The following is a 12,223-nucleotide window of genomic DNA, read 5'->3' on the forward strand; positions in this document are numbered from 1 at the left end:
GAGCCAGCCGGCGGGGTATTTGCGCCGTTCCTAGCCGCTCCCGCGGCGATTGTCAAAGCGTGCGGCTGCGCCACAGCCAGGCGTCGATATGGCTTGCGCGGCCGCGCAGCGTGGTTTCCAGCGGACCCTCCATCCGGCCGGACTGCGCAAGCACGCCGTCAGGGCCTGCGGCGCGGACGATTTCGGCGCTCAGCGCCAGCTCGACGCCGTGGCGGGCGGCGACCTCCATCAGCCGGCTGCCGACATTGATGGTGTCGCCCGCGGCGGTGATCTGCTGCCGGTCGCCGGTGCCGAGACGCGAGGCGACGATCGGCCCGCAATGGGCGCCGACCTTGAAGCCGATCTTCTTTTGGGCAAAGCCGGCATGGGCGCCAAGCCAGGCCCGGGTGCGCTCGCAAAGGCTGACCGCGCAGGCGGCGGCCCGGGCGGCATCGTCCTCGGCGGGCTCCGGCAGGCCGAACAGGATCATCGCCCCGTCGCCCATGAAGCTGGTGATGGCGCCGCCATGGGTACGCGCCTCCTCGTCGATTATTTCGAAGAAGCCGCTCAGCACTTCGCTCACCCTGACCGGCCCAAGCGTTTCGCTGAGGCCTGTGAAGCCCGAGAGATCGATGAAGATGACGGCGGCGTTCTGGCGCACGGGCTCGGCCAGGAAATTCGGATCGCGCGCCAGCCACTCGCCAAGGCCGGGCGCCTCGATGCGCTGCAGCAGCGCGCTCTGCTCGGCGAAATGGCGGGCGCGGCCACGGTCGAGCCAGAGTTCGGCCGCGCCGAGGATCAGCACCGGCGGCAGCGCGGCGGCGATCGGCAGCGCCGCACTCAGCCAGTAGCCATGCGCGAAGGCCGACAGATTGAGCATCGCCCAAACGACCAGCGTCAGCACGATGATGACATAGCCTGCCGCACTCCGGCGCCAGGCGATCAGGCAAACCAGCACAAGCGTCAGACCGATGGCAATACCGGCATCGATCAGCCTGGTTCCGTGGTCGCGCACCATGCCGTCGCCGGCGACCAGATGGGTGATCGCCGTCGACATCACCTCGACACCGGGCATGACGGGGTCGAACGGCGTCGGGAAAACGTCGCCGCCGCCGGTGACCGTCGAACCGATGACGACGATGCGGTCGGCGACCGCATCAGCCGCCAGCTTGCCGTCAAGCGCATCGGCAGCGCTTGACGTGGCGATGCTGCCGTGCCCGCCATAGAAGGTCACCGGCAGCCGCTGGCCGATATCGGTGGGAATGCGCAGCTTGCCTAGCATGATGGCGCCGGGTTCGATTGTCGGGTCGATACCGAGCGCCACCGAAGCAGCCCGCAGCGGAAAAGCCGGATCCAGCCGGTCTGCCGCCCGCGAAATCAGCGGAATGAAGCGTGGTGTGCCGGTCTCATCGGTCGCGACATTGACGATGCCGACCGCAGCCGCCTTGGCAAAGCGGGGAAGCGGCAGGAGAAGCTGGCTCGCCTCGGGAATGGCGGCAAGCGGATCGTCCGCCGCATCGGTGACCTGCTGACGGCTTTGCGCGAAGGTGGCGGCCGCGGCAATCACGCTCGGCCCCTGGGCAAGGGCGGTTGCCAGCGCCGCATCGCCCTGCTCCGGCCCCGGATCGACCAGCAGAATATCGAGCGCCAGGGCCTTCGGCTTCAACGCGGTGATCGCGCCGACCAGCCGCGCAAGGGTTGCCCGATCCAGCGGATAGCCGTGGGCGGCCGCGGTGCGGTCGTCGATGGCGACGATCGACACGACCGGCGGCGGTGTCTTTGCTCCGATGACGGCGCTGCGAATATCGGCAAGCGAAGCCTCCATCCGATCGAGTAGGCCGCTTCCGCCATTGAGGTTGACGTAGCCGAGTGCTGTCGCCCAAAGACCGGCGAGCAGCAGCGCGATCACGGTCTGCAGGCGATGGTTCATGGATTATTGGCCGAGACGGGCAAGAAGAGCGGCAACGCGCGGCGCCGGCCAGCGACGCACGACAAGCGGCTCCGTTCCGCCCGAGATGTCGACGCCCTCGCCCGGCGACAGCACCACTTGGTCGCCGGCCGGCCGGCGCACCGCGACGCTGCCTCTGACGACCAGTACCGAGGTTTTGCCGCCGGCGACGTCGACCGCCCATTGCGTGCCGCGCACAGCGGCGATCGCCTGCGGCGTCACCACCTGGAAGCCGCCCGCATGCTGGCTGCTGTCGACATCGACGAGGATGGCCTTGCGCCGCAGCGATGCCGAATCGGGGCTGCCGTCACCATTGCGGTCGGCAAGGCGGAAGGAGGCACCGGCCTCCGCCGTCACCTTGACGCCGCCCGGACAAGTGAACACCTGGCGGCCGCCGGCCTCGCGCGACATCGTGCAGCCGGCAGACTGCGCAAAGGCCGCCCCTTCCGGAAACATGCCGACCGCGAGTATGCCGGCAAACAGGCAGCGAAGCGTGATATTCATGGAAAGCCCCCATGACCGTGCGGAGCGGCTCATGTCGAAAGCGCCCGCCAACCGTCTTCTTCCATGTCAGGCATGATAGCTGAATTCGGATATTTCCCTATGCGAAAAAGCAGACCGGCGTAATCGCAGGCGGATTCCTAAGGGGCGCTCCTTCTTTCGGGCGCCGGCCCGAGATAACGCGCCCGCGGCCGGATCAACTCTCCGCTCCCGATCTGCTCCATCGCATGTGCCAGCCAGCCGGCGGAACGGGCTAGCGAAAAAACAATGATCGGCGCCTCCCGCGGCAGATCGAAGGCGACCGCCATTGCGGCAAGCGCGAAATCCACGTTGACCTTTTCGCCGACCATCTCTTCGCCCGCCTCCCGGAGTTCGGCAAATTGCAGCGGCAGGCGAAAGTGCGAAAGCAGCGCCTGAGCCCTGATATCGCCATCGGGATAGAGCGGATGGCCGAAGGCTGAGAGGTGATTGCCCTGGACGAGCGAGCGGCGGATCGCCTGCTCGGCCCCGAGCGCTGAAGCCCTCTCGATCAGCGCATCGACGCCCTGCCAGGCAGCGCCATGCAGCGGCCCTGTCAGCGTTGCCAGACCGGACAGCACGGCGGCCGAAAGGGCAGCACCCGCCGATGCCGTCACCCGCGCCGCAAAGGCCGAGGCGTTGAGTTCGTGATCGGCAAGCAGCACCAGCGCCCGGCGCAGGCAATCGGCGGCATCCGGCCGCTGCCAGCTTGCGGCAAGCCTGAGATGCAGCGGCTGTTCCGAAGGCCCAGGCGCCAGCGCGTCGCCGACAGTGGAAAGGACCGCTTGCGCCTCGCGGCGAAGGGCCGCCTGCGAGCGGCCGAGCGACGGCAGATCCGATGTCACCCGCCCGGCAAGCGCAACGAACGCCGCCTGAAGCGACGGAGCGGCATGCCCGGCCTCAGCCTTGAAGGACAGTGCTTCGGCACCATTCCAGAGCAGTGCCGCCGTCTGCTCCAGCGTCGCCGCCTCGGCGAAATCGGCGGCGTCTCGTCCGCGATAGAAAAGCCGTCCATCAATGATGGTGGAGACTGCCGAAGAGAGAACCGGATCGCCCCAGCGGATGGCCTCGGCGGCAACGGTTTCCGTCTTGCGCCGGCCGGCATGGCGTTCGGCCAGCCGCTGCACGTCGGCAGACTGGTAGAGGCTGCGGCGCGGGTCGGCGGGGTCCGGCTTGGCGCGGATGCGTCCGCGGCTGACATTGGCGTAGAGCGTCTGCGGCTTGGTCTTCAGCGCCTGCAGCGCTTCCTCGGCAGTCAGCCACGGCATCGGAGCCTCATATTGATCAATTACATCAAGATTGACGTCAATGAGACTAGGTCGGATCATCGCCGCGGTAAAGGAGAAACAACATGAAAAATGGCTTGGAAGACGTCATTGCCGCCGAAACGCAGCTCTCGGATGTCGATGGCGAAGCGGGACGATTGATCATCCGCGGCGTATCGCTCGATCATCTCGTCGCAGACTGCAGCTATGAAGGTGTCGCAGCATTGCTGCTCGACGGGCTGATGGAACGAAGCTTCGGCGAAGCGGAGTTGCGCGACTGGCTGGCGAAAGTCCGAACGCAGGTGTTCGACCATATCGAGGCTGCCGACACCGCCCTGCTGGCCCTGCCTCCCGTCGATGCGCTGCGGGCGCTGATTGCCCGGCTGCCCGACGGCGACGATTTCGACACCGCGCTCAACCTGCTGGCCGCGCCCGCAGTGTTCCTGCCGGCGATTCTCAGGCTGCAGCGCGGTGAAGGGCCGATCGCGCCCGACGCCTCGCTGCCGCAAGCCGCCGACATCCTGCGCATGCTCACAGGAAAATTGCCGACCCGGGAGCAGGCGGCCGCACTCGACGCCTATCTCGTGACGATCTCCGATCACGGCCTCAACGCCTCGACCTTCGCATCGCGCGTCATCGCCTCGACGCAGGCCGGCCTCACCTCCTCGGTCCTGGCGGCGATCAGCGCACTGAAGGGACCGCTGCATGGCGGTGCGCCCGGTCCGGTGCTCGACATGCTGGATGCGATCGGAACCGCGGAGAATGCCGGGCCGTGGCTCGGCGAAGCGCTCGATCGCGGCGAAAGGCTGATGGGTTTCGGCCACCGTATCTACCGGGTCCGTGATCCCCGCGCCGATGCGCTGAAAGGCGCACTGAAGCCGCTAATCGCGTCAGGACAGGTGGACGGCGCCCGCGGCGCACTCGCCGAAGCCGTGGAGGCCGCCGCCCTGGCGATCCTCAAGCTGCGCAAGCCGGACCGGCCGCTCGACGTCAATGTCGAATTTTATACGGCGCTGCTGCTGGAAACGCTCGGCTTCCCACGCCAGGCCTTCACCGGCGTCTTTGCGATCGGCCGCACCGTCGGATGGCTGGCGCATGCCCGCGAACAGGCGCTCGACGGCCGGCTGATTCGCCCGCGCTCGGTCTATATCGGCCCGCTGCCGGCCGCGGCCTGAAGGCTGAAATGGGCGGTGGGCATGTCCTGCCGCCCGGACGTTGCTGCATGTCATCAGTGCCGATGCCGACCAGCAGCCGGCACCTCTTTGAATTCTGAATGCCGCTTGCACGGCGATCACTCTCGGCTCTCCGGCCGCACGATGCAGCGAAATCCAAGATGCGAGATAGAGGTATCGATGGCTTGCGCCATCCGTGCCGCGGGCCGGTAACGTCGGCAGTAGTTGGGCGCGCAAAGATGCGAACCGCCCTTGGTGACCTTGCGCGGAATCCTTACGTTCGGTTGGAGCTGGTCGTAGCTCCCCTCGCGCTCGCCACCGCGCGGATTGGCTGCGGTGCAGCAGGGGCTCTCGATCCGGCCGTGATCCTGGTACCAGTCGGTCGTCCATTGCCAGACATTGCCTGCCATGTCGTACAGTCCATAGCCGTTGGCCGGGAACGAGCCGACCGGCGCGGTATATTCGAAACCGTCTGCCAAGCTGTTCCGGTACGGGAAGTCTCCTTGCCAGGTATTGGCCATGTGCTTGCCTCCTGGATTGAACTCGTCGCCCCAGACGTATTCGGCGCCGTCAAGGCCGCCCCGAGCGGCAAACTCCCATTCCGCTTCGCTCGGCAGCTGCTTGCCTGCCCATTTGGCATAAGCTGCGACATCGTCATAGGCCACGTGCACGACGGGGTGGTCGCCAAGCTTCCTGATGGAACTCGCCGAACCACGTGGATGGCGCCAGTTGGCGCCGCGGACATAGACCCACCAGTTGTAGTGGTCGCGCATATCGACGGGCGCCGAAGGCTTCTTGAACATGATCGAAGAAGGCGCCAGCATCTCCGGCTTGGCGCCCGGATAGTTCGCTGGGTCGGCCGGTTTCTCGGCGAGCGTCACGTAGCCTGTCGCCGAAACGAAGCGCCCGAAGTCAAGGTTCGTGACGGTGAAGCGATCCATCCAGAAGCCGTCGACTCGCACCCGGTGCGCCGGCGCCTCCTCCGGATAGGCCCTGTCCGAGCCCATCAGAAACTCTCCGCCAGGAATCCATACCATGCCGGGAAACGGCGGTGTGCCGAGCGGCCGAGGAGCTGCCGTTGGGTTCGAGACCAACGTTTCGGTTCTCGTTACGCTACGCATCGCTCAGCTCTTGCGGCCTGCCGGCAGCGGACAAGATTCGCGTGTTTTCGAAGAAGCAACGCGTTGGATTGATCACCGCTTCATTTTTCAAAACCGAATACCTTTTTCCAATCCTTCTTCATATCGACGACCGTCCAGCCATTGGCGGCGGCCTGGTCCAGCCCTTCGTCAAGCCGACCAATGCTTGACTGGCGATCATAGGCCCATTCACGCTCGCCGTCGGTGTGGTGAACATAAAGACAGAAGCGGAGGCCGGCCCCTGTGCAGGTCCATTGCAGCATCTGGAGGTCGCCGTCCGAGTTGCCGAAGGCAGCGATCGGTCGGCGGCCGATATGGCTCTGGATGCCGACGGGCTTGCCGGCCTTGTCGCCGATAAAATCGACCCCCGGCTCCTTCATCAGCACCGGTCTGCCGTCACGGGTCTCGAATTTGGTCTTGCCGGCGCTGCCGACAACTTGCTCAGGCGGGACTCCATACGTGTCCTCCGCAAAGGCGCGGACAAATTCGATCCCGCCGCCCGTGACGATGAAGGTCTTGAAGCCACTCGATCGCAGGAACGCGAGCAGTTCCAGCATCGGCTGATAGGTCATTTCGGTATATTGACGCTGGGCTTTCGGGTGCCGCGCTCTAGCAAGCCAATCCTTCACGATGCTGTTGAACTCTTCCGTGGTCATATCTGAATGCGTTGCCGCAACCAATTCGACAATCGCATGCTCACCACCTGCGAGGGCACTCTTGACATCCCCCTTCAGAAGCGAGGCAAAGGGCTCCTTGTCTTTCCACTCCGGATGCTGCGGTGCGAGCGCCTTCGCGCGGTCAATGGCGAACAAAACCTGGAAATAGAACGGCTGTTCAGCCCAAAGGGTGCCGTCATTGTCGAACACCGCGATGCGCTCTGCGGGCACGACATAGTCTGGCCCACCTTCTGCCGTTACCCCTGCAACGAAATCGAGGATCGCCTGCTTCGATGCGCCGTCGTTCCATGATGGCAGCGGATCGGTCTGCGCCGCTGCCGGAGACGCCAAGGCCGCAATGCTGACCCAGATTGGCACCAGAAGCGCAAAAATATGGGGAGACGATTTCGTTGGACCTCTCCATCTTAAGAAAAAGAGACGACCGGCCCTGCCGGCTGGGCTATGGGCCGGCCGCCCCCTATGACGCAGGGTGCAGTGCTAAGATCGCGACGCGCTTTAGTTGCCGCCCCCCGCCGCTGCGCTCTGCATATGTTCCATCACCTGGTCGATCGAGAAACTTCCCGGCTTCTGTCTGGGGGGGTACTCCTTGAACGTTTCCAAGAACTTGGCGACATAGGCCTGCGCCGGCACCACGACAAACAGGTGCTCCACACGCCAGCGTTCATAATCCATGCCCTCATGGTCGGCCGTCTCGAATGGATCGGAGCGAAGATTGAAGAGCTTGGGAAGGCGCAGCGGCACAAAAGGCTCTTGCCAGACATTGAGGCCCTCTTCGCGTTGTTCGGCGAAAACGATCTTCCACTGCTGATAACGAAGGCCAACAAGCGAACCATCGTCAACGAAATAGATGAATTCCTTGCGCAGGTCCTCTCCTTTCCCGGAGAGGTAGTCGGTAATGTTGTAGCCGTCGAGGTGCACTTTGAAGGTCTTGGCGCCGGCCGTGTAACCCTTGAGGAGCTTCTCCTTGATCTCCGGTTCGCCGGCCGCGGCCAGAAGAGTGGGTATCCAATCTTCATGCGCCACGATGTCATTATAGACAGTCCCGGGCTGGATCACCCCCGGCCAGCGCACCATGGCTGGAACGCGGTAGCCGCCTTCCCAATTGGTGTTCTTTTCCCCGCGGAACGGTGATTGGCCACCATCCGGCCATGTGAACTTCTCGGCGCCGTTGTCGGTCGAGTACATGACGATCGTGTTTTCCGACAGGCCGAGATCATCAAGCGCCTTGAGCATCTCACCAACCAGGGCGTCGTGCTCGACCATCCCGTCTGGATATATCCCAAGGCCGGTCTTGCCCTGGCTCTCGGCCTTGAGCCGCGTCCAGATATGCATCCGGGTCGAGTTCCACCACAGGAAGAACGGCTTGTCCTGTTCCTTGGCGCGCTTCAGGAAACCAATCGCGGCATCGGTGACCTCCTGGTCGATCGTCTCCATGCGCTTTCTGGTGAGCGGGCCGGTATTCTCGATGCGGCCATCCGCATAGGAGTGGAGAACTCCCCGTGGGCCGAATTTTTCCCGGAAGGCCGGGTCTTTGGGATAGTCCGGATTCTCAGGTTCGTCCTCCGCATTGAGGTGGTAGAGGGAGCCGAAGAACTCGTCAAAGCCGTGGGCGGTCGGGAGATGTTCATCGAGGTCGCCGAGATGGTTCTTGCCGAACTGTCCGGTCATGTAGCCGAGCGGCTTGAGCAGATCGGCGAGTGACGGATCTTCCGCCTGCATTCCCTCCTTGGCCCCCGGCAGGCCGACCTTCAACAATCCCGTGCGGTATGGCGACTGACCGGTGATGAACGCCGCCCTTCCCGCGGTGCAGCTCTGTTGACCATAATAATCGGTGAAGAGCCCACCCTCGTTCGCGACCCTGTCGATATTCGGCGTCTTGTAGCCCATCATACCCTGGTTGTAGGCGCTGATGTTCCAATAGCCGATGTCGTCACCCCACAGGATCAGGATGTTCGGCGGTCTGGTTGCGGTCTGGGCCTTTGCCGGCGTACTCAGACTGCACAGCACACTCGAAGATAGTGCTGAAGCGCCAAGCAGCGAGACACCGCTCAGCAACAGATCGCGACGCCTCAACCCCGGTTGAGTTTGATGTTTCCGTCCTGTGATACCTGCTGGAACTTCCTTGCTCATGGCGCGCTCCTCCTTCGACGCGTTGAAATTCGTCGACGTGCGCCGGACGCGTCCAACGCAGCTACGTTCGATGCACACCTTGCCCGCCGCTTACCCGCCGGAGCTACTCAGGGAGTGCAATGCTCGGCCCTAAAACGCAAAAATTGCGTGAATTAATTGCCTGGCAATTGGGAACTCGGTCATAGAGGCAAGCGCACAGGTCTAGGATACATCTGTATGAAGCCAGGCTGCTGGGCGATTCAGACGAGGATTGTGAGCACTGCGCCAAGCGATCGATGCATCGCCTCCGGGAGCGGAAAACGCCCTATCTTCGAGACCGACCCAGTCCAACAAAAGCACTAGGTCGCCACGTCTGGGGAGGTCGACAACCATTCGCGCGCGAAGCATTGTTCCCGAAGCCGCAATGTTGCGCTACTCTGCCGGTGCAGAATTTAGCCCAAAACTGCAGGGCCGAAATTTGCTGTTGTGAGAGGCTGTGCTATGCCCCACGCTCGGAAAGATCCGTTGCGCCGATTTTCGGCTGTCCGAACCCGCGACGTTGGTGAGCTTCGCCAGCGTCTGTCGGGTATGTTCTCGGTCCGGTCACTCGATATAGGCCGCGCAGCGCAGCAGGATTTCGAGGGACACCTCAATCACTGCGAGCTGCACGATGTCGGGCTGAGCTTTGCTCGTTACGGTTCTTCGATTGAGGCATCCCTTTCGCATGGGGATTTTTATCTTCAAGGCTTTCCACTTCGAGGGGATGGCAGTTTTGTCGTCGACGGCTCAGAGACGACCGTCTCCCGCCGTCGTGGTTTGGTAACAGGGGTGGGCGCCGAGGTGCGACTTAGGTACTCACCGGACTTCGAGCATTTGATCGTGAGGATCAAGCCGCAAGCATTGATCAGGAAACTCAGCGCGTTAATCGGCCGCCCTGTCGATCCACCGTTGACGATGGTGACCGACATCGCACCGGATTCCCAGGCTTCTGCCGCCCAGTTCCGCCTGCTGGAGTTTGTGATCGGAGAGCTCGACCGCGAAGACGCTTCGCTTCCGCCGCTCGTCCTGGCCGAACTTGAGCAAGCGCTCCTCGTCGCCTTCCTTTGCAGCAACCACCATAATTATAGCCACCTGCTCAACAAGCAGCCCCTCGCATCGGCGCCGTGGCAAGTGCGCAGGGTGGAGGAATATATCCGGCAGAACTGGGATCAGCCGCTGACCATCGAGGCTCTGGCTCTGGTTGCAAACGCAAGCGTTCGCAGTCTCTTTTATGCTTTCAAGAAGGGTCGCGGTGTCTCTCCGATGACTTTCGTCAAGCAGGTTCGCATGCGCAACGCCAAGGCAATGCTGGCGAGCCCGAGTTCAGCAACGAGTGTAACTTCGGTCGCCTACGCCTGCGGGTTTAGCAATCTCGGGCACTTCGCCAGATACTATTACAGCACTTTCGGCGAGCACCCATCCGATACGCTCAGGAAGGCGTTCCGCGACTCAGGCTCCCATTAGGCGCGACCAGCTTTGGTGGCTTGGAACGACACTGTCGCACAGATGACCACACTCACCGGGAAAGTTTCGGGGATCCGTTTGCAGGGAGGCAGTGGATCAATGCACCGTCATTTCGCCGGAAAAACTCTCGTCTTCGGCATCGCAGACAGTGACCCAGACGATCCGTGGAGCCATGCCGGCAAAATAGAGCACCACAGGTGCTGGCCCAGATCGCGCGTGACATCGCGCGATCTGGATCGTCATTGCGGTTAGACGAGGCGGCTCTGTTCCGTTGCCGCTTCGATGAAGCTGGCAAACAGCGGATGGGGGTCGAGCGGCCGGCTCTTCAGTTCGGGGTGATACTGCACGCCGATGAACCAGGGATGATCGGGATATTCGATCGTCTCCGGCAGAACGCCGTCCGGCGACATGCCGGAGAAAACGAGGCCGCAGCTCTCGAGCCGGTCCTTGTAGTCGACATTGACCTCGTAGCGGTGGCGATGACGCTCGGAAATATCGGTCGAACCGTAGATTTCCGAGATCTTCGTGCCCTTCTTCAGCGCCGCCTTGTAGGCGCCGAGACGCATCGTGCCGCCGAGATCGCCGGCTGCCGTGCGCTTCTGCAGCTCGTTGCCCTTGACCCATTCGGTCATCAGGCCGACCACCGGTTCTTTCGTCGGGCCGAATTCGGTCGACGAAGCGGCCTGCACGTCGGCGAGATTGCGCGCCGCCTCGATGACAGCCATCTGCATGCCGAAGCAGATCCCGAAATACGGCACCTTGCGTTCGCGGGCGAAGCGGGCTGCATGGATCTTGCCCTCGGAGCCACGTTCGCCGAAGCCGCCAGGCACGAGAATGCCGTGCACCTTTTCGAGGTAGGGCGCCGGATCTTCCTTTTCGAAGACCTCGGACTCGATCCATTCGAGCTTGACCTTGACGCGATTGGCGATGCCGCCGTGATGCAGCGCCTCGATCAGCGATTTATAGGCATCCTTGAGGCCGGTATATTTGCCGACGATCGCAATCGTCACCTCGCCTTCCGGCGTGCGGATGCGGTTGCAGACTTCTTCCCAAGGGTCGAGACGCGGCTTCGGCGCCGGCTCTATGCCGAAGGCGGCCAGCACTTCGTCATCAAGCCCTTCCTTATGGTAGGCGATCGGCACATCGTAGATGTTGGCGACGTCGAGCGCCTGGATGACGGCGGACGGGCGCACGTTGCAGAACAGCGACAGCTTGCGGCGCTCGGCTTCCGGAATTTCGCGGTCGGCGCGTACCAGCAGGATATCCGGATGAATGCCGAGCGCCTGCAGTTCCTTGACCGAATGCTGCGTCGGCTTGGTCTTCAATTCGCCGGCCGCCGGAATGTAGGGCATCAGCGTCAGGTGGACGTAGACGGCGGTGCCGCGCGGCAGATCGTTGCCGAGCTGGCGAATCGCCTCCATGAACGGCATTGCCTCGATATCGCCGACCGTGCCGCCGATCTCGCAGATGACGAAGTCGTAGTCGTCATTGCCCTCGATAACGAAATCCTTGATCTCGTTGGTGACGTGCGGAATGACCTGCACCGTCGCGCCGAGATAGTCGCCGCGCCGTTCCTTGTCGATGATGTTTTTGTAGATGCGGCCGGTGGTGATGTTGTCGGTCTTGGTTGCCGAACGCCCCGTGAAGCGTTCGTAGTGACCGAGATCGAGATCGGTTTCCGCGCCGTCGTCGGTCACGAAGACCTCGCCGTGCTGGGTCGGGCTCATCGTGCCCGGGTCCACGTTCAGGTAGGGATCGAGCTTGCGAAGCCGGACCCGATATCCACGGGCCTGCAGCAACGCTCCGAGAGCCGCGGCCGCAATTCCTTTTCCAAGAGAGGAAACCACGCCGCCAGTGATGAATACGTATCGCGCCATGGGATTCACCGGATACCTTTTCAAAAACGATTCCA

9 protein-coding genes are annotated in these 12,223 nt (G+C 63.0%); 2 read left to right on the forward strand and 7 right to left on the reverse strand.

Features of this window, described 5'->3' with window-relative positions; all coding sequences use genetic code 11:
• Positions 1 to 52: 52 nt before the first annotated feature.
• From RHEC894_RS11100 to RHEC894_RS11110, 3 genes are all read right to left on the reverse strand, one after another.
• The gene (locus tag RHEC894_RS11100) at positions 53 to 1,909 is read right to left on the reverse strand and encodes an adenylate/guanylate cyclase domain-containing protein (RefSeq protein WP_085737300.1); all 1,857 of its coding nucleotides are present in this window, start codon (positions 1,907 to 1,909) and stop codon (positions 53 to 55) included.
• 3 nt (positions 1,910 to 1,912) lie between these two features.
• Entirely contained in the window at positions 1,913 to 2,431 is a 519-nt protein-coding gene (locus RHEC894_RS11105; RefSeq protein WP_085738939.1) for a FecR family protein, read from the reverse strand.
• A 137-nt stretch (positions 2,432 to 2,568) separates the two neighbouring features.
• The gene (locus RHEC894_RS11110; protein WP_085737301.1) at positions 2,569 to 3,714 is read right to left on the reverse strand and encodes a citrate synthase; all 1,146 of its coding nucleotides are present in this window, start codon (positions 3,712 to 3,714) and stop codon (positions 2,569 to 2,571) included.
• 83 nt (positions 3,715 to 3,797) lie between these two features.
• Here RHEC894_RS11110 and RHEC894_RS11115 point away from each other — a divergent pair, with 83 nt between their 5' ends.
• A complete protein-coding gene (locus tag RHEC894_RS11115; RefSeq protein ID WP_085737302.1) occupies positions 3,798 to 4,886 on the forward strand; it encodes a citrate synthase/methylcitrate synthase in 1,089 nt (362 codons plus the stop codon).
• Positions 4,887 to 5,002: 116 nt separating this feature from the next.
• Here the strand turns inward: RHEC894_RS11115 and RHEC894_RS11120 are convergent, their stop codons facing one another.
• The 3 genes from RHEC894_RS11120 to RHEC894_RS11130 all read right to left on the reverse strand — a co-directional run bounded on the left by RHEC894_RS11120 (position 5,003) and on the right by RHEC894_RS11130 (position 8,829).
• Positions 5,003 to 5,920 carry a formylglycine-generating enzyme family protein gene (locus tag RHEC894_RS11120; protein WP_085737303.1) on the reverse strand — a complete coding sequence of 306 codons (918 nt, stop codon included), beginning with the start codon at positions 5,918 to 5,920 and terminating at the stop codon, positions 5,003 to 5,005.
• Positions 5,921 to 6,084: 164 nt separating this feature from the next.
• On the reverse strand, positions 6,085 to 7,029 hold the full coding sequence (locus tag RHEC894_RS11125) for an HAD family hydrolase (RefSeq protein ID WP_348630124.1): 945 nt from the start codon (positions 7,027 to 7,029) through the stop codon (positions 6,085 to 6,087).
• Between the two features lie 165 nt (positions 7,030 to 7,194).
• Complete coding sequence (locus tag RHEC894_RS11130) at positions 7,195 to 8,829, reverse strand: arylsulfatase (RefSeq protein ID WP_085737305.1); 1,635 nt, start codon at positions 8,827 to 8,829, stop codon at positions 7,195 to 7,197.
• Positions 8,830 to 9,333: 504 nt separating this feature from the next.
• Here RHEC894_RS11130 and RHEC894_RS11135 point away from each other — a divergent pair.
• Positions 9,334 to 10,311 (forward strand): AraC family transcriptional regulator, encoded by a 978-nt coding sequence (locus tag RHEC894_RS11135; protein WP_164517684.1) that lies wholly within the window; start codon positions 9,334 to 9,336, stop codon positions 10,309 to 10,311.
• Between the two features lie 248 nt (positions 10,312 to 10,559).
• On the opposite strand, the gene RHEC894_RS11140 is transcribed toward RHEC894_RS11135, so the two are convergent.
• Positions 10,560 to 12,188, reverse strand: coding sequence for a CTP synthase (locus tag RHEC894_RS11140; protein ID WP_085738940.1), 1,629 nt, complete (start codon positions 12,186 to 12,188; stop codon positions 10,560 to 10,562).
• Between the last annotated feature and the right edge of the window lie 35 nt (positions 12,189 to 12,223).

The sequence above is a fragment of the Rhizobium sp. CIAT894 genome (assembly GCF_000172795.2).
Lineage (GTDB): Bacteria > Pseudomonadota > Alphaproteobacteria > Rhizobiales > Rhizobiaceae > Rhizobium.